This is a genomic window from Fictibacillus sp. 18YEL24, from assembly GCF_015903855.1.
Classification (GTDB): domain Bacteria; phylum Bacillota; class Bacilli; order Bacillales; family Fictibacillaceae; genus Fictibacillus; species Fictibacillus phosphorivorans_C.
The window spans coordinates 84,487-101,495 of sequence record NZ_JACZDT010000003.1 but is presented as its reverse complement, the minus strand read 5'-3'; the positions used below and the strand labels follow the sequence as shown (position 1 = coordinate 101,495).

At 41.8% G+C, this 17,009-nt stretch carries 19 protein-coding genes; 3 read left to right on the top strand and 16 right to left on the bottom strand.

The window, feature by feature from the left end:
- Window positions 1-11: 11 nt before the first annotated feature.
- Window positions 12-704 (top strand): YetF domain-containing protein, encoded by a 693-nt coding sequence (locus HU823_RS10875; protein ID WP_197222065.1) that lies wholly within the window; start codon window positions 12-14, stop codon window positions 702-704.
- A gap of 25 nt (window positions 705-729) precedes the next feature.
- Here HU823_RS10875 and HU823_RS10870 read toward each other — a convergent pair whose 3' ends face one another.
- From HU823_RS10870 to HU823_RS10820, 12 genes are all read right to left on the bottom strand, one after another.
- Complete coding sequence (locus tag HU823_RS10870) at window positions 730-1,587, bottom strand: glycerophosphodiester phosphodiesterase (protein ID WP_197222356.1); 858 nt, start codon at window positions 1,585-1,587, stop codon at window positions 730-732.
- A 152-nt stretch (window positions 1,588-1,739) separates the two neighbouring features.
- A complete protein-coding gene (locus HU823_RS10865) occupies window positions 1,740-2,600 on the bottom strand; it encodes a Cof-type HAD-IIB family hydrolase (protein WP_144702752.1) in 861 nt (286 codons plus the stop codon).
- 128 nt (window positions 2,601-2,728) lie between these two features.
- Window positions 2,729-2,860, bottom strand: coding sequence for a hypothetical protein (locus HU823_RS22125; RefSeq protein WP_255520061.1), 132 nt, complete (start codon window positions 2,858-2,860; stop codon window positions 2,729-2,731).
- 96 nt (window positions 2,861-2,956) lie between these two features.
- Entirely contained in the window at window positions 2,957-3,262 is a 306-nt protein-coding gene (locus HU823_RS10860; protein WP_066391480.1) for an AzlD domain-containing protein, read from the bottom strand.
- On the bottom strand, window positions 3,255-3,980 hold the full coding sequence (locus HU823_RS10855; RefSeq protein ID WP_370630063.1) for an AzlC family ABC transporter permease: 726 nt from the start codon (window positions 3,978-3,980) through the stop codon (window positions 3,255-3,257). The genes HU823_RS10860 and HU823_RS10855 overlap by 8 nt, the downstream gene beginning before the upstream one ends.
- Before the next feature lie 78 nt (window positions 3,981-4,058).
- Complete coding sequence (locus HU823_RS10850; RefSeq protein WP_144702754.1) at window positions 4,059-5,123, bottom strand: undecaprenyldiphospho-muramoylpentapeptide beta-N-acetylglucosaminyltransferase; 1,065 nt, start codon at window positions 5,121-5,123, stop codon at window positions 4,059-4,061.
- A 434-nt stretch (window positions 5,124-5,557) separates the two neighbouring features.
- Complete coding sequence (lpdA, locus tag HU823_RS10845; RefSeq protein WP_197222064.1) at window positions 5,558-6,991, bottom strand: dihydrolipoyl dehydrogenase; 1,434 nt, start codon at window positions 6,989-6,991, stop codon at window positions 5,558-5,560.
- The gene (locus HU823_RS10840) at window positions 6,992-8,257 is read right to left on the bottom strand and encodes a dihydrolipoamide acetyltransferase family protein (RefSeq protein ID WP_144702760.1); all 1,266 of its coding nucleotides are present in this window, start codon (window positions 8,255-8,257) and stop codon (window positions 6,992-6,994) included.
- Between the two features lie 13 nt (window positions 8,258-8,270).
- Window positions 8,271-9,266 carry an alpha-ketoacid dehydrogenase subunit beta gene (locus tag HU823_RS10835; protein WP_197222063.1) on the bottom strand — a complete coding sequence of 332 codons (996 nt, stop codon included), beginning with the start codon at window positions 9,264-9,266 and terminating at the stop codon, window positions 8,271-8,273.
- A complete protein-coding gene (gene pdhA / locus HU823_RS10830; protein WP_197222062.1) occupies window positions 9,266-10,330 on the bottom strand; it encodes a pyruvate dehydrogenase (acetyl-transferring) E1 component subunit alpha in 1,065 nt (354 codons plus the stop codon). Before pdhA ends, HU823_RS10835 begins: the two co-directional genes overlap by 1 nt.
- A gap of 15 nt (window positions 10,331-10,345) precedes the next feature.
- The gene (locus HU823_RS10825) at window positions 10,346-11,446 is read right to left on the bottom strand and encodes a Leu/Phe/Val dehydrogenase (protein WP_144702769.1); all 1,101 of its coding nucleotides are present in this window, start codon (window positions 11,444-11,446) and stop codon (window positions 10,346-10,348) included.
- Between the two features lie 92 nt (window positions 11,447-11,538).
- The gene (locus HU823_RS10820; protein ID WP_144702772.1) at window positions 11,539-11,934 is read right to left on the bottom strand and encodes a thioesterase family protein; all 396 of its coding nucleotides are present in this window, start codon (window positions 11,932-11,934) and stop codon (window positions 11,539-11,541) included.
- Window positions 11,935-12,089: 155 nt separating this feature from the next.
- On the opposite strand from HU823_RS10820, the gene HU823_RS10815 reads away from it, so the two are divergent.
- Complete coding sequence (locus HU823_RS10815; protein WP_197222061.1) at window positions 12,090-12,500, top strand: HIT family protein; 411 nt, start codon at window positions 12,090-12,092, stop codon at window positions 12,498-12,500.
- Between the two features lie 172 nt (window positions 12,501-12,672).
- Here the strand turns inward: HU823_RS10815 and HU823_RS10810 are convergent, their stop codons facing one another.
- The 4 genes from HU823_RS10810 to HU823_RS10795 form a co-directional block, all read right to left on the bottom strand.
- A complete protein-coding gene (locus HU823_RS10810; RefSeq protein ID WP_197222060.1) occupies window positions 12,673-13,092 on the bottom strand; it encodes an AhpC/TSA family protein in 420 nt (139 codons plus the stop codon).
- 156 nt (window positions 13,093-13,248) lie between these two features.
- Window positions 13,249-13,968, bottom strand: a complete 720-nt coding sequence (locus tag HU823_RS10805) for an SDR family oxidoreductase (RefSeq protein ID WP_197222059.1) — start codon at window positions 13,966-13,968, stop codon at window positions 13,249-13,251.
- A 102-nt stretch (window positions 13,969-14,070) separates the two neighbouring features.
- On the bottom strand, window positions 14,071-15,405 hold the full coding sequence (locus tag HU823_RS10800) for a sodium-dependent transporter (protein ID WP_197222058.1): 1,335 nt from the start codon (window positions 15,403-15,405) through the stop codon (window positions 14,071-14,073).
- A 36-nt stretch (window positions 15,406-15,441) separates the two neighbouring features.
- On the bottom strand, window positions 15,442-16,392 hold the full coding sequence (locus HU823_RS10795; protein ID WP_144703755.1) for an NAD(P)H-dependent flavin oxidoreductase: 951 nt from the start codon (window positions 16,390-16,392) through the stop codon (window positions 15,442-15,444).
- Between the two features lie 65 nt (window positions 16,393-16,457).
- On the opposite strand from HU823_RS10795, the gene HU823_RS10790 reads away from it, so the two are divergent.
- Window positions 16,458-16,973 carry a gamma carbonic anhydrase family protein gene (locus tag HU823_RS10790; protein WP_144702787.1) on the top strand — a complete coding sequence of 172 codons (516 nt, stop codon included), beginning with the start codon at window positions 16,458-16,460 and terminating at the stop codon, window positions 16,971-16,973.
- The last annotated feature ends 36 nt before the right edge of the window (window positions 16,974-17,009 follow it).

Here is a 17,009-nt window from a genome sequence, read left to right as displayed (position 1 = left end):
GAGGGATGACAATGGATGGAATCTTAATCACAATCTATAGAACAGTTCTAGGATTTGCTTTTTTGTTAATGCTCATGAGGTTGCTCGGGAAAAAACAACTTGGTGAACTTACATTTTTTAACTATGCAACTGGCATCGCGATGGGTAATATCATTGGAGACATGGTCGTTCATAAAGAGATCACGGTTTGGGAAAGTTTGGCGTCTCTGAGCTTCTGGGCGTTAGCCGTATTCGGCATAGAATTTCTCAACCGCCATTCTCCCCTGCTCACAAAACTAACGAAGAGTCAGCCGACAATCGTTATAAAAAAAGGACAGATCATGCAAAAAGAGCTTAAGCGGATGCAGATGTCGATGGATGATTTATTGATGCTTCTCAGGATCAGTGCGGTCTTTGATATTACGGAAGTAGAGTATGCGGTTATGGAGCCTAACGGACAACTCAGTGTGTTAAAAAAGCCACTTAAAGACTCTGTTACAAAAGAAGATCTCAACATTCCACCAGAAGCTCCTCAATATTTGCCCACTATGCTGATCTCAAACGGAGAGAAAATAGATCAGCCCTTTAAAGAATATAGCTTGTCAGACGAATGGTTGGATCAGCAATTAAAGAGTGCGGGTTATCAAGATGTAAAAGAGGTCTTCTTCGCACAGTTACAAGATGATGGAGAGGTATTTTTTGTAAAAAAAGAAAAAAGCAGCTGACACGCGTATCAGCTGCTTTTCTTCGTTATTTACCTTTTTTCACTTCATGCAGAAGATCAGGGAAGTTTGTGAAAATACCTGTTACACCCCAGTCGATCAGTTTCTGCATTTCTTCTTTTTCGTTTACCGTATACGGATGGATCTCTAGGTCGTTCTGCACCGCTTTTTGTACATACTCGCGGTCGATCATATCGCTGTTTGGCCCGATTCCCATCGCATATTGTTTGATGGATTGGACTTCTTCATCCGTTAACTCAGCAGGACTTGTATACTCTAAAAGCTGAACAAGATTTACTGAAGGATCGATCTCGTTCATCTTTAACAGACTTTCAGAGCTGAAAGATTGAACCAACAACTTATCATTATTAATTCCATACTCATTTACTTCATCAAGAAGCTTTTGTTCCATACCCGGATAAACTTCAGGTGATTTTGTTTCAATATAATAGTTCGCATTCTTTCCAAACGTTTCAAATACTTCTTTTAATGTTGGTACTTGAAGTCCTTCGTATTTTGCTTTTGCTTGCTCTGGATATTTTTCATTGAACCAGCTTCCGGCATCAAGCTGTTTGATTTCTTCAAGAGTATAATCTTTTACTTGACCTGTTCCGTTCGTAGTACGGTCCAACGTCTCGTCATGCATAGCGATCAACTCGCCATCTTTTGTCATCTGAAGATCGACTTCAATGTAATCTCCATGCATTTTTTCACCCATCTTATAAGATGTAATCGTGTGTTCTGGTGCATAACCAGAAGCTCCTCGATGCGCAACATTTAAGATGTCTTTATGTTTTTCTTTTGCATCAACCACTGAACTATCAGCCCCCATCAATGTAAGACTTAGTGCTAAAGCTCCTATACCAGTTTTTATTAATTTCTTCATCATGTTGCACTCTCCCTTTGTTGTAAGTGAACTACTTTGTCACTGTAACAAGGGAATGTGAACCTGCTTTTGCATTTCTGTAAATCATGTGTAAGTTTTTGTATACAAAAAAAGCTCGTCCGAAATGTTCGAACCAGCTTTTGTAAGTGTTATTATTTTTGTTCTAAAAATTTCTTGATTGCAAACGAGACACCACTCTCATCGTTTTCTTTCGTAACAAATGATGCCATCTCTTTTACCTCATCAACAGCATTTCCCATAGCTACAGGAAAACCTGCCACTTCTAACATGGAAACATCATTATAGTTATCACCGATTGCCATCGTGTCTTTTAAAGAGATTCCTTTAAGTTCTGCATACCGTTGAACCGCCACACCTTTTTGTGCTTCGCTATTCGTGATCTCTAAGTTGTTATCAGCAGAAGCACTGACTGCGAGAGAATCAACACCTTTTAAATGCTGAAAAGCTCGTTGAAGTTTTGCTGTATCACTTGAAAAGGCAAGAAATTTATAAACCTCAATACCATTCTCACTTAAAAGTTTATCAAAATCTCCAACAACACTCACTAATCCTAAGCGGAAACGACGAAGAGCCGCTTTTTGAACGTCGTCATCTGTAGCTTCTGGATTGGAAGTTAATACGATATCTTTCATCACTTCGTAAGCTTTTTCCCGATTATCTGTAAATGTTCCTTTGCTCGTGTAGAGTTCATAATAAATATCTTCTTCGTCCAGAATTTTTTTGATATCCTCGTACTGCTCAAATGTTAACGGAATCGAAGAAAGGATCTCCCATCCTTCTGATCGAATCTCTGCACCATTTACGCAAATAAGCGGCAGATGAAGATCTGCATCTTCTAGCGTGTGTTTGGCTTCATCATAAGAGCGACCTGTAGCGATTACAACATGATGGCCATCGTTTACAGCTTCTTTAATGGTTTCACTGTTCTCTTTTGTGACTTTTAACTGTCTATTAACTAGAGTTCCATCCATATCAATTGCGATTAATTTCATCTAAATCATCCTTTATTGCTTAGTCCATTAGTAAGTGTACCCATAATTGAAAGCTTGTTAATCATTATTTGAAGCTTATCAGGTAACAAAAAAAAGAGCTATAGATAGCTCTCCGATTTTACAAATTATTAATCTTTATAGATAAAAGATTGTACAACGTCCGTTACAGCATGAAAAATCTCAACGGCTTGAAAAGAGAGTACAGATAAAGCTGAAACGGAAAACAAACCAATTAGTACAAAACGAACTAAATGAGGCATCTTGTATCTCCTCCTTTTAATTGTGATTATACGCCCACCTTTTCAACAAATCAATTCATAAGGTGTAATATTTACAAAGTAAATTATGACAATATCCTACAAAAACGTATAACCGTACAAAACGAAGATTGAAGATAGCACGACCACGATCACATTTAAGTTCAACCAAGCCGCGATAAATGCTGCAGCAGCACCTATTCCCCCATATAGATAATTTTCTGGATTGATGGTAAATACACCTGGGAAAATGAGTGCACCTAGTATAGCAAAAGGAACATTCTTCAATATCCCTTGTATCCTTGGATGGAGATGGTTCGTATGAAAGAGAACGAGCGGCAACATCCTAGGAATATAGGTTACGATTCCCATCCCGACAATTACCCATATTAATTGTTCACTCATCCCTCTCATCCCCCTTCATAAAAAACTCGATTGAAACGGCAGCGATTAAAGTAGATAGAATGATTCCCCATCCACCATTTAAAGTGGGAACGAACGAGAAGATTGAATTTAATACTGCTGCAGTCGCGGCAAGTGCAATTACCTTCTTGCTCTTTTTGGCAGCGGGTACGAGTAGTGCGATAAACATCGCATAAAGCGCGATCCCCATACTATCTTGCAGTGATTGTGGAAGTCCAGCACCCATCACATAACCTACCCCTGAAAAGATTACCCAACAGCTGTATGCAACGATTCCCAATCCAAGCAAATAGCTTCCCGTAATTTTTTTCTCGGATGAGGTCGCAGCAACAGAAAAAGTCTCATCCGTAATGAAAAAAGCGTAGATCGCACGCAGCCATTTAGGGTCATCCTCAGCACGCTCCTTTAAAGAAGCACTCATAAGAAGGTGCCTAATGTTCATAATGAAAGTGGTCAGGATTAGTTCTGCAGCACCACTCATTGCCACAATCATCGATAAGGCGATGTATTGCGAAGCACCAGCAAACACGATAACGCTCATGCCTATCGTTTCAAAAAGACTTAACTCTGCAGCTTTAGCGAGCAGACCAAATGTAAATGCAACTGGCATATAACCAATTGCGATCGGCAAACCAGCTTGAACACCTTTCTTCCAGTATGCAGGTGATTCTTCTCTATGTACGGCAGGGCTTGGCATCATCTTTTTTCATCTCCGTTTTATAAGATGTGGAAGCTATTAAATTGTAAGGGGTCTGTCCCCGGGACAGACCCCTTATCATTATTTCTGTCCTGTGATCGTGCGTAGAATAAGGTCTACACTATCAGAAGCTTTAAATGTGTCCATGTTTTTCTTCATCTGCTCTTGATCATCTTTCAGATCTTTTAAAGAGGTGATCAATGTTACTTTCGTAAGTTCTTCTTCATAAAGAACGTGGCAATAACCCTGTTTTTCAAAGGATTGCGCATTAAGGATCTGATCTCCTCTGCTCGCCGCTCTTGAAAGCGGAATAAGTAGCATTGGTATCTTAAGCGTTAACCACTCAAAGATACTGTTCGATCCAGCACGAGAAATCACAAAGTCTGTTGCTGCAACCACATCTGGAAGTTCACTTTGAATATACTCGAACTGTCTGTAGCCTTCTGTATTTTTTAAACTTTCGTCTACGTTTCCTTTTCCGCAGATGTGTACGATCTGATAAGAACGTAACAATTCAGGCAGTGCTTCACGAAGAGCTTCATTGATCTTACGCGCACCTAAGCTTCCACCCATGATTGTCAGTACAGGGAGATGGCTTCGGAAGCCTAAGAAAGACAAACCTTTTTCTCTAGTACCTTGAAGAAGTTCATCGCGAATTGGTGAACCGGTCACAATCGCTTGCCCTGCTGCAAAATGTTTCTTTGCTTCATCGAACGTTACAAAAATCTTAGAAGCAAACTTAGATGAGATTTTGTTAGCCAGACCTGGAGTAATATCTGATTCATGGATATAAACAGGAATGTTGCGCATCCATGCTGCGATAACCACAGGTACAGCCACAAAGCCTCCTTTTGAGAAAACAGCATCGGGCTTTAATTTTCCAAGCTTAAAATAAGCCTGTGCAACACCAGCTGCCACTTTAAAAGGATCTTTTATATTTTTCAAGTCAAAATAACGACGCAATTTCCCACTAGATATTCCATGATAAGGCACGTTCGTTCCATCTTGGATCAAACTTTTTTCGATACCATCAACAGAACCGATGTAATTCAAGTCCCATCCCATCTTCTCCAATTTAGGTATTAAGGCAAGATGCGGTGTTACGTGTCCAGCTGAGCCACCGCCAGTTAAAACTAACTTCTTCAAACAGCATTCCTCACTTCTTTTATATCCGCCGTGCTTTTCTATAGCGGATGTTATCTTATCGCCATTTTAATATATGTAGCCCAAAAAAGAAAATGGCATGTGAGTGATAATTGTTTGTAAATTCTGATTGAATATCACATTTTGAACGTTTTTGTGCTTGAGGTGTTTCCTCTAAGAACTAAATACACGTCATTTCAGTGATCGATATAAGTTCCTAGTGATACCAGCAGGGGTATATGCACAGCGAATTCTAGAAATTCAGGCATTAATCCTAGAAATTCCGGACTTATTCCAGCGAGTTTGAGCGATAATCCGGCGAGTTTTGATCATATATCGGCGAGATGACATAACTCGACAAACTCCTGACTCCATATACCCTTAACCCCAACAAAAAAACGGCCTACAAGACCGTTTTTTTTACATCATCATAACACTCATACAGAGCTTTTCTCTTTTTTGCGAGCTGGTGGTACATGGATCGCTTTTCCGCTCGCGCTCTCAATCGCTTCCAGCCATGCTTCGTTCAATGCTGGATGCGCATAGACCGGGTAAGCCAAATCCTCTTCACGCGCAACCATCTCAAGTGCAAATGTTCCCGCTTGTATCATTTCGACAGCGCCAGCTCCCATCATATGAATGCCGAGAACCACATCACTCTTCGCGTCCATCACCATCTTGGACAATCCTTCTTTTTGACCGAGGATGGAAGCAAAGCCATTGCCACTCATTGAAAATTGCCCCGTCTTCACTTCATAGCCTTCAGCTAAAGCTTGCTCTTCTGAGAGACCTACGGAAGCAATCGGCGGATTCGTGTGCACCACATAAGGAACTAGACTTAAATTGAACGATGACTGCATTCCTCCCATATGTTCAGCTGCCGTCTTCCCTTGCTTGATTGCTTTTGACGCTAACTTCATCCCAATCGTACAGTCACCTGCTGCGTAAATGTTAGAAACAGAACTTTGGCTATGTTCGTTCACGATAATAAAACCATTCTCGTCACGTTCGATCGAAATCGCTTCTAGTCCTAGACTATCCACATTCGGCGAATAGCCAGCAGCATACAATGCATGAGACGTCTCGACAGAAACTTTTTCCTCACCGTCTTTTTTCAAGGATACGGTTACTGAATCAGCCATCTCTTCAGCACTTTCCCATAGATGATTCTTAAATACTTTTATCTTGTTTTTCTTTAAAACACGCTGCAGTTCTTTTTCAATGCTAGCGTCAAGACCAAAGCCATTACGGGGTATGGCTAACGTAACATCACTCCCAAGCTGTCTGTAAGCCATAGCTGCTTCCAGTGCAAAGTAATCATCTCCATAGATGAATAGACTTTTAGGAAGCTCACCCAACTCCCATAACGTATGAGGTGTCATGATTCTATGTGATAGCTTTGCCTGTTCTGGCAATAATGGTGAACTTCCTGTCGCGATGAGCACGTGCTCAAAGTCATACATCTCAAAATGATGACCAGAGTCGATACCTATTCTCTCACCGGACATAAAAGATGCTGTACCTGTTAAATGCTCAATTTTGTTTGCTTTTATCAGGGCTTCTACTCCCTTTTGAAGTCCAGTTACAACCGAAGAATAATAGTTTGTGAAGGTATCAAATTCAAAACTTGCGTCTGAAACTGAAATCCCCATGTTTTTATATTGAGAAAGGCTTGAAAAGTTAGAAGCAGACTGTGTAAGGCTCTTTGAAGGAATACATCCTTTATGAAGGCAAACACCGCCTAACTTTTCTTTTTCGATCAGCGTAACTTCCATTCCAAGCTGTGCCGCACGGATTGCGGCATGGTATCCGCCAGGTCCGCCTCCGATAATAACCAGTTGTCGTTTTGTTGCAAAATCACCTACAACCATCTATATCAGCTCCAGTGTCATGAAGTAAGGATTCTCGATGAGTTCTTTTACGCGGTTCGTGAACATGACAGCCGTTGCGCCGTCTGCAACGCGGTGGTCAAACGACATAGATACGTTCATCATAGAACGAATCACGATCTCATCTCCGATCACAACAGGCGTTTTCTTTGTTTTATGAAAAGCCATCAGCGCTACTTCAGGATGATTGATGATCGGTGTCGCAGCGATCGAGCCGAGCGGACCAACGTTTGAAATCGTAAACGTGCTTCCTGTTAAATCAGAACCTTTCAGCTTGTTCGTCTTAGCACGTGTGATCTTGTCTTTCATGTCAACCGCGATGTCTCGTATATTTCTTTGTTCGACTTTTTGAATCACTGGTACGATCAAACCTTCATCAGAGTCGGTGGCGATGCCGATATTCACATTTTTCTCAAGACGAATGACTTCTTTTTCTTCATCTAGCTTTGCGTTGAAAATCGGGAAATCTTTTAATGCGATCTGAATCGCTTTTACGAAAAACGCTGCAACAGACACGTTCATGCCACGCTTGTTATCTGGATCCATCGCTTTAAGCTGTTTCTTCAGATTCATAACAGCTGTTACATCGATCTCTTCAAAATGCGTGACGTGCGGAATCGTCGCAAGAGATTGAACCATTTTCTTCGCGATCTGCTTCCTGCGTCCTTTAAACGGAATCTCTTCCGGGTCACTTGTTGAAAACTCTTTAGTCGGAGCAGTCGCTTTTTCTTCCACAGAGCCATGTGGTGTTGCCTCAGTTTCTGTAGGCTGATCAATAAAGTTATAAACGTCTTGATCTGTCACACGTCCACCAGGTCCTGTACCCTTGATCTGTTCGATATCCACACCGTTTTCACGCGCAATTTTTCGAGTATATGGAGCAGCTAGAACACGCTTGTTCAATGTTGCGATACCGCCCGAAAAGGCAGTGTGACTTGGTGCTTTAACTATTTTTTCAACGACCGGCTGATCTTTGTTTTCTGGAGCGTCTTCTGCTTTTTGGGAAGAAGGCGCAAAAGCATCAATCGTTAAGATAACAGATCCTACAGTCACGACATCTCCCTCTTTTACCTTGATGTCTTTAATCGTTCCGGCTGCTGGTGAAGGAAGTTCGGCGGTTACTTTATCCGTTTGAACCTCTACTAAAGGCTGATCAACTTTTACGGAGTCTCCGGCTTTTACGAAAAAGTGTATAACTTCTCCTTCGTGCATTCCTTCACCGATATCATGCAATTTAACTTCTACCACTCACACTCACCTCCTAAAATTGCGTTACTTTTTCAATAGCTTGAACAACACGATCCGCACTTGGCAAATAATGATCTTCTAGCGCAAACATCGGAACCGGCGTATCAAAACCTGTTACGCGCTCGATCGGCGCTTTCATATAAAGGAAAGAAGTATCATTGATCAATGATATGATCGTTTCTCCCAGTCCACCTGTTCCCGGTGCTTCATGAACAATGACGGCACGACCCGTTTTTTGTACACTTTCAGCGATCATTTCTTTATCTAACGGATATAGTGTACGAAGGTCGATCACGTCACACTTGATCCCTTTTTCTTCTGCTGTCTTTGCAGCTTTCATAACGACTTCGATCATCGCGCCATAAGCAAAAATTGTTACATCGCTTCCTTCTTGAAGGCGAGCAGCTTTTCCAAGTGGAACATTATACTTGCCTTCAGGAACATCCATCTTCGTACTTCTGTAACAGCGCATCGGCTCTAAGAAAAGGACAGGATCAGGATCTTCAATCGCTGAAACAAGCATCCCTTTTGCGTCATACGGATTAGATGGAACAACAACCTTCATTCCTGGCATCCCCGTAAATAAAGCTTCAACAGAATCAGAATGGATTTCAGGTGCACGTACGCCTGCTCCAAAAGGTGCCCGAATGACCATTGGCACTGTAAAATGTCCAAGTGTTCTCGCACGGATTCGAGACGCATGAGTCATGATCTGATTGAACGCAGGATAGATGAAACCAAGAAACTGCATCTCAGCGATTGGTTTGAAGCCGTTCATCGCAAGCCCGATCGATGTACCTATAATGCCAGATTCAGCAAGCGGTGTATCAATGACTCGATTCTCTCCAAATTCAGCAACTAGACCATCTGTTGCACGGAACACTCCGCCGTTCTGTCCAACATCTTCACCAAGCACGATTACGTTCTCATGCTCTTTCATCATCACTCTCATACCGTCTGTTACAGCTTGAACCATCGTTAATTTTTTCGTATCTACTGCCGTTGTCATTAGCGATCACCTCTTGAATGAGCGTATGCTTCTTTTTGACTATCGATCGGCCAAGGATTCTCTGCAAACACATGATCAAACACATCGTTATAATGCGGTGCTTGTGCTTCTTCCATCTCTTTTACTGCTGCTTCAATCTCCAGCGTTAGTGATTCTTGGAGGTCAGCCGCCCACTTCTCATCCCACATGTTTTCGTTCTTCATAAATCGCTCTAATCTAAGAATCGGATCCGTCGTCTCACGGCGGTTCACAGACTCATCTTGATTTCTGTATTTGGAAGGATCATCAGCTGTTGTATGTGCACCATAACGCCACGTTACAGCTTCAATCAACGTTGGTCCTTCCCCTTTTCTGGCTCGCTCGACCGCTGTACGCGTGTGGAAATATACAGCAAACACATCATTACCGTCTAATCGAACGCCTTCCATCTCATAAGCTACCGCTTTCTGAGCGATCGTTTTACTTTTCATCTGCTTTTCAATCGGAACGGAAATCGCGAATCCATTGTTTTGATTAAAGAAAACAACAGGAGCGTTAAACACGCTAGCAAAGTTTAAGCCTTCGTGAAAATCACCTTCTGATGTTGCTCCGTCTCCAAAGTAAACGATAGAAGCACGATCTGTACCTTTTAACTTTTCAGCCCAAGCAGCTCCTGTCGCATGAAGAAGCTGTGATGCAATCGGAACGGCTGGAGGAAAAATGTTCTTTCCTTCCGGAGGAATACATCCTTCTTGGCGGCCTTTCCAATAAAGAAAGAGTGTTTTTAGCGAATGACCAAATGTCATCGTTGCCGCGTGATCTCGATAAGTCGGGAACATCCAATCGCCTTCACCCATCGCCATCGCGCTTCCGATCTGTGACGCTTCTTGCCCTTCGAAAGGAACGTACGTACCGATTCGTCCTTGACGCTGCAGGTTTATCCCTTTACGGTCAAAAAGCCTCGAACGAAGCATCTTCGTGTAAAGCTCTTTCGTTAGTTCCTCTGTGATCTCACCGCGGTATGTTTCGTCATTCCACTCACCGTTCTCATTAATGATCTGCATCTTTGGAAATAACTTTTCCATGGATAAATTCCCTCCTTAGTTTCGAACTTGCCATTTTGGTCTTCGGTTGTGAGCGAAAAAGCTGTTTCGTTTTGATCGGGCTAGAAGCTTCTCCTCACAGAAAAGATTTGCTGCTTCCATCGTTGATATCTGGTTCTTCGTGCTCTCACTATAGATCTGTATCAAACTGTCATAGATCGCTCTCGTTTTTGTTAAGACTCGAGCCTTATTCGGACCATAAAGCTCATCAGCTACCTGAATGAGCCCTCCTGCGTTCACAATATAATCCGGACCATATAGGATTCCTTTTTGTTGCAGGTAAAGCCCATGTTTATCTTCTAAAAGCTGATTGTTAGCACTTCCAACTATCGCTTTAACTTTCAACTGTTCGATCGTCTCGTCGTGAATGATTCCTCCTAGTGCACATGGTATGAAGATGTCAGCGTCCACCCCGTAGATGTCGCTTCCCTCAACCACCTCCACATTTCCAGGCAGAAGTTCTGCTCGTTCTTGAATCATCTTTAACGCTTTTTCGTTAATATCCGTTACATAGATCTGTGCACCGGCAGCGAGCAGTTGCTCTGCGACCTTAAACCCTACTTTTCCTAATCCTTGTATCGAGTAGGACCTACCTGCAAGTTCATCTGTTCCTTCGAGAGTCTGAATTGTAGCTTGAAGGCCATAGATAACTCCTTGTGCTGTTGGAACAGAAGAGTCGCCGCTGCCGCCATATTCCTCAGGTACCCCGACGATACAATTCGTTTCCTTTAACGCGTGAACAAAATCATCAGGCGTCGTACCCATATCCGTTCCTGTATAAAAACGACCGTTTAAAGAATCTACAAACTGTCCGAACGCTCGAAACAACTCTGGTGTACGATCAGTCGTGGGATCTCCGATAATGACCGATTTACCCCCACCGAAGTCAACATCCGCACCTGCACATTTGTATGTCATACCTTTTGACAGTCTCAGAACGTCCTCAAGTGCCTCATCCACCGATCCGTATGGTCTCATTCGGCATCCCCCGAGTGCTGGGCCTAATGTTGTGTTATGTATAGCGATAATTGCTTTGAGACCTGTTGATGGATCGTTACAAAAAACAACTTGCTCATGCTGTGATATTTTTTCAAACATGTGTAAACCCCCTAGTGTGTCTCTTGTTACTCTATTTCTTTTTCGCTTTGCTGCTTTAAAGTGTAAGCGCTTTCATTATTGGATAAAAAAATTTAAATCTTCATTTCTTTAATTTTTTGTGAGATTGCTTCTCGTGGCAGAATATATTGTGTTACTTCTCCTTCACCTGCTATTGCTTTACCGTTATAGACGGTCACATCACATATGACAGCTTTGCCTTTAACTTCTCTTAACGTGGCCGTTACAGTAAGCTCAGCGCCTTCTGGTGTCGGAGCCATATGCTTGGCTGCAACTCCACCGCCGATTCCTTCTTCGTGCTCTTCAAGATATGGCAATATAATCTGTCTCGCTGCCCATTCCATATGATAGACCATGCTAACCGTTGAATAGGCTGGATGGACAAGCTTTCCTTCAAATTGAGCAAACATATCGGGTGTAACGGTAGCTTTGATGGTCGCACTTTGGCCGACCTTCATGCCTGATTTCATGCACACACCTCATATCTTTCATCAAATTTATATAACGTTTTCTTAACGTAATCATAACATTTTGTGTGATATCCGGTCAATGAATCCCCAGAATTGTTTGATTTGTAAGAAATATGAAAAATATGCAAAAATGGTTCTGGAGGTGTATTTATTAAATGGATGAATGTATATTTTGTGATCCCATGAGTTTTCCTGAACAAAAAATAGTATTAGAGAATGAAAGTTGCTACTTTTTGCAGAGTCCGAGAGCTCAGGATATTTTACAAGGTGCGGGATTGATTATTCCAAAAGCTCATAAACAGACTGTATTTGATTTAAGTGAAAAAGAGTGGAGTGATACATATGAGTTGATGCAGCAAGCAAAAAGTTTGCTAGACTCAGAGTTTGCACCTGATGGATACAGCACGGGATGGAACGTAAATCGAGTGGCTGGTCAGAGCATTCCACACGCTCATTTTCATATCATCCCTCGATTTGATGACGAGCCGTTCGCAGGAAGAGGCATTCGTTCGTGGATCAAGTCTGAGGAAAACCGCAGGCCAGGCAGGCAAAGTAAGACTTTATAAATTCCTTTTTTATGTGATGGACGATTATTTTTATGTGATTCATAATCATTTTTATGTGATTGATCACCTTTTTTATGTGATCGGCGCTGTTTTTTATATAATTAAGTTTAGCGGAAGCTCCCTACCGCATAAAAAAGCTGATACAGCACATGCTGTATCAGCTTTATCCTTATCATTTCCGCAACTGCTTCAATACTTCGTCAACTTTCGCATGATCTTCAGGAGTTTCATCCATGTGCTTCCACAAAACCTCTCCATTCCGATCAAACAGCCATGAACTTCCTTGAATGTTCACATCTTGATTTTTCACTGCGCTTAAAAAATGCTTTCTTTCCTTCTTATCTTTAGGCACAATGTCGCTTATCTTAACTTCACCTTTTAAGAGATCCGCACCTACAGACAGCATGCTTTTAACAGTCGTCATGTGGTGGTTTCCCATTTCCTCGTATAGCTCAAGCTTCGGATCACCATAGATTTCAAACGGAAATGGTCCATGTACATTCATAAATTCTTGAATCTGTTCACGATTTGCTGGTGATACGACAGCAACTTTAACGTCTGAACGTTCAAACTTCTCAAATGACTCACGCAACTGCGCAAGGAACTCTTGATAGTATGGTCAGCCAAGGTGTCTGACTAACACAACGAATGTTTTATCTTCACCGAACAACTCATCTAGCTTTACAGATTTTGAACCTTCAATGGATAGCACTTCCTGATCTAGTTTCATCCAGATCGCCTCCTCATATTATACGTTCGGGTATTCCTGAGAAAGAGGGTGAAGCATGATCTCATCAACCACCATGTGTTTTGGTGCGCTTGCCATGTACGCTACAGCTTCTGCGATATCATCTACTTTTAGCCAATCTTCTTTAAAATCAAGACCTTGTTCAGAATCAGCAAAGTACGTATCGATCGCTCCTGGATTCACAGTACCTACACGAACACCAAATTCTCTGAGTTCTTGTGCAAGAGACCCCGAAAATCCTTGAACCGCATACTTTGTAGCTGTATAGACAGAGCCGTTCGCAATCGTTCTGCGACCCACATCTGATGAGATCGTGATAATCGTTCCCTCTTTTCGCTCTTTCATATGTGGAACAACCGCTGTACTACATAAGAATACACCTTGTACGTTAACTTCAAACATTTTTTGAAAGTCTGCTAATGAATGTTCTTCTGCCAATTTAAACTGACCGACACCCGCATTATTTACTAGAATATCAATGTTTCCAAACGCTTCAAACGTTTGTTTAAATAGTTCAGCTACGTCCGCTTCATTTGTCACATCGGCTTTTACGGCAAGAACATCGAAACCTTTAGCTTTTAACTCTTCTCCGGTTTTGAAGATACCATCAGACGAACCAACGATCGCTAATTTTGCTCCTAATGTTCCTAGCTTTTCTGCTATAGCTTTCCCACACCCGCGAGTTGCTCCAGTTACTACTGCTGTTTTGTTTTTTAGCATGTATAAAACTTCCCTTCACTTCTATGTTTCACAAATTCTATTATTAACACAAAAAAGGCGCTAAAACCAATTATGGTCTGCGCCTTTCTTTCTAATTTTCTTTTAAAAAAGTCCAAGCATGTTAACGAATACGATGATGATGACAACAGGAACGACATAACGGATCAGCATGAGCCATAGCGCAAAGCCTTTTACCGAAACAGAGGAACCTGCTCTAAACTCTTGAAGTAGCATCTCTCTAGGATAACGATAGCCTACGAATAACGCGATGAATAACGCACCTAAAGGAAGTAAGATGTTACTAACTAAGTAGTCGAGTTGATCAAAGATAATCTTGTCAAACAGCGTGAAATCTGACCATACGCCATAAGACAAAGTAGATGGTACTCCGAATGCAAAGATAAGGATTCCAATGATCCATGACCATTTTGCGCGGTTCTCTAGTTCACCCTTTGTGATTGATGCAACGATGATCTCTAACATCGAGAAAGCTGATGTAAGGGTCGCAAATAAGAACAGCGCCAAGAACACGATAAAGAATAACTGTCCAAAAACAATCTGATCAAATACGGCAGGAAGTACAACGAAAAGCAAGCCAGGTCCTTCTGTTGGCTCTAGACCTAAAGAAAATACACCTGGGAAGATCGCTAACCCTGCTAATAAGGAAATCAATACGTTCAGTAATACGATCGTTGTCGCTGATTTTGTAAGACTTTCTTTTTTACTCAAGTAAGAGCTGTACGTTACCATTACAGAGATACCTACACTTAATGAGAAGAAAGACTGACCTAATGCAAATAGGATATCGTCTCCACCGATCTTGGAAAAATCAGGAAACAAGAAGAACTTTACGCCTTCCATCGCATTATCAAGTGTTAATGAGCGAATAATTAATACAGCAAACAAAACAAAAAGAGCTGGCATCATAATTTGGTTTGCTTTTTCGATACCGTTCTTAATCCCGCGACTTACAACGAAAATCGTGATCATCATAAAGATGAACTGAGAGATCAAAACGGGCCATGTACTAGAGATCGATTGGCCAAACATTTGACTAAAGTCATGATTAAAGAAGTCCCCGGAAAAACTTTTACCAAGGTAGAGTACGATCCATCCACCGATTACACTGTAAAATGATAATAAGATAAATGCTGTCGCTACACCCATTCTGCCTAACCAATGCCATGCAGTACCTGGCGCGATCTTTCGATAAGCGGAAACTGCCTCTTTTTGTGCACCTCGACCGATAACAAACTCAGCCATTAATAGCGGAAAACCGATTAGAAACGTAAACAATAAAAAGAGAAGGAAAAAAGCTCCCCCGCCGCTAGTACCGGCAACATAAGGGAATTTCCAAATTGCACCGAGTCCAATTGCTGATCCTGCTGCAGCTAGAATAAAAGCTAACTTTGACGTCCACTGGTCTTGCTGATTCATAATTACATACACCCTCCTGTTACTATTACTACTGAATTAGATGAAACGATTGTTTAACATACTTACTGCTTCTCTTGCTTCTTTCATCATGGTCTCTAGCAGATCTTTTACGCTCGGCACATCTGAAATCGCACCCGCGATCTGACCGCTATTAATAAAACCGTTCTCCAAGTCCCCTTTTACAGCTCCTAAAATATGATGATCCTCTGAGGTGTGTGTAATAAACTCTTCAGGTGAGACGCCATTTTTTTCAAGTTGAATTAACTTTTGAGCATAAGGTGTATCATAAATTCTTCTGATCTTTCCAGTTGAGCGGCCAACGATTAACGTTTTGGTATCATCTGCCTCTACTAAGGAAGTCTTGTATCTCTCATGAAAAGGTGCTTCCTTTGTTGCAATGAATCGAGTTCCCATCTGAACACCTTGGGCACCAAGAGCAAAGGCAGCTGCCATACCGCTCCCATCAGCAATACCTCCAGCAGCGATGACCGGGATCTGTACGCTTTTGGATACCTGCGGCAACAGAACCATTGTCGTTGTCTCATACGGTGAATTAAGTCCCGCAGCTTCATAGCCTTCAGCTACTAGCAGATCTGCCCCTGCTGCCTCGGCTTTTTTAGCATGATAGACAGAAGCCACAACACAGATAACCTTTAAGCCGTGTTCCTTTAGTTTCGGTATGTAAGGCGCTGGATTACCTGCAGATAAGGAAACAACTTCCACTTTATGTTTGATCAGAAGTCTAAGAATTTCTTTTACATTTGATGCAACGGTTAAAGGTACATTAACAGCAAATGGCCTGTCTGTCATCCCCTTTGTTGCAATTATCAAATTTTCTACCTCTTCAGGTGACATCGTACCAGCACCGATTGTGCCTAACCCACCTGCATTTGATATAGCAGAAGCTAGTTCTGCATTACTAACATTTCCCATTCCTCCTTGAAGGATCGGATACTGAATGTTTAACAATTCACAGATGGAATTCAATTTCTCCACTTCCCATTCTAACCTTTGTTATACTGAACCTATAACCTGTACGAGGGAGGCTCATAATGAAATACACGTTTAATGGAAAAACACCAGATGTTCATGAAAGCGCTTTTATTGCGCCTGGGGTTCACTTGATTGGCGACGTTACAATAGAAGAAGGAGCAAGCGTCTGGTTTAACTCCGTTCTTCGAGGTGATGAAGGACCGATCTCCATCGGCAAAAAGACTAACGTTCAAGACAATTGCACGCTACACCTCTATGAGGGGTATCCTCTCATTCTAGAAGATGAAGTGTCGATCGGACACAACGTCATCCTGCACGGATGTACGATTAAAAAAGGCGCACTCGTTGGTATGGGTTCTACCATTCTTGATGGTGTAGAAATTGGTGAACAAGCATTCATCGGTGCGAATACACTAATTCCTCCCGGCAAAAAAATACCGCCGCGTGTCATGGTCATGGGTTCACCGGGTAAAATCATACGCGAACTGAACGACGATGATCTAAAGCTCATTCAGCTTACGATCGACACGTATTATGAAAAAGGGAAACAGTTCCGTGATGAATTAAAAGAATAGTAGAAAAGCACTTTCGTACAATAGCTTGCGAAAGTG

What these genes read in the sequence shown, in the direction of transcription:
- HU823_RS10875 (WP_197222065.1), top strand. Translation starts at nt 12, where the DNA reads ATGGATGGAATCTTAATCACAATCTATAGAACAGTTCTAGGATTTGCT.
- HU823_RS10855 (WP_370630063.1), bottom strand. Translation starts at nt 3,980, where the DNA reads ATGATGCCAAGCCCTGCCGTACATAGAGAAGAATCACCTGCATACTGG.
- HU823_RS10825 (WP_144702769.1), bottom strand. Translation starts at nt 11,446, where the DNA reads ATGTTTGAAAAAATATCACAGCATGAGCAAGTTGTTTTTTGTAACGAT.
- HU823_RS10820 (WP_144702772.1), bottom strand. Translation starts at nt 11,934, where the DNA reads ATGAAATCAGGCATGAAGGTCGGCCAAAGTGCGACCATCAAAGCTACC.
- lpdA (WP_197222064.1), bottom strand. Translation starts at nt 6,991, where the DNA reads ATGGTTGTAGGTGATTTTGCAACAAAACGACAACTGGTTATTATCGGA.
- HU823_RS10805 (WP_197222059.1), bottom strand. Translation starts at nt 13,968, where the DNA reads ATGCTAAAAAACAAAACAGCAGTAGTAACTGGAGCAACTCGCGGGTGT.
- HU823_RS10870 (WP_197222356.1), bottom strand. Translation starts at nt 1,587, where the DNA reads ATGAAGAAATTAATAAAAACTGGTATAGGAGCTTTAGCACTAAGTCTT.
- HU823_RS10800 (WP_197222058.1), bottom strand. Translation starts at nt 15,405, where the DNA reads ATGAATCAGCAAGACCAGTGGACGTCAAAGTTAGCTTTTATTCTAGCT.
- HU823_RS22125 (WP_255520061.1), bottom strand. Translation starts at nt 2,860, where the DNA reads ATGCCTCATTTAGTTCGTTTTGTACTAATTGGTTTGTTTTCCGTTTCA.
- pdhA (WP_197222062.1), bottom strand. Translation starts at nt 10,330, where the DNA reads ATGGAAAAGTTATTTCCAAAGATGCAGATCATTAATGAGAACGGTGAG.
- HU823_RS10860 (WP_066391480.1), bottom strand. Translation starts at nt 3,262, where the DNA reads ATGAGTGAACAATTAATATGGGTAATTGTCGGGATGGGAATCGTAACC.
- HU823_RS10835 (WP_197222063.1), bottom strand. Translation starts at nt 9,266, where the DNA reads ATGACAACGGCAGTAGATACGAAAAAATTAACGATGGTTCAAGCTGTA.
- HU823_RS10815 (WP_197222061.1), top strand. Translation starts at nt 12,090, where the DNA reads ATGGATGAATGTATATTTTGTGATCCCATGAGTTTTCCTGAACAAAAA.
- HU823_RS10790 (WP_144702787.1), top strand. Translation starts at nt 16,458, where the DNA reads ATGAAATACACGTTTAATGGAAAAACACCAGATGTTCATGAAAGCGCT.
- HU823_RS10865 (WP_144702752.1), bottom strand. Translation starts at nt 2,600, where the DNA reads ATGAAATTAATCGCAATTGATATGGATGGAACTCTAGTTAATAGACAG.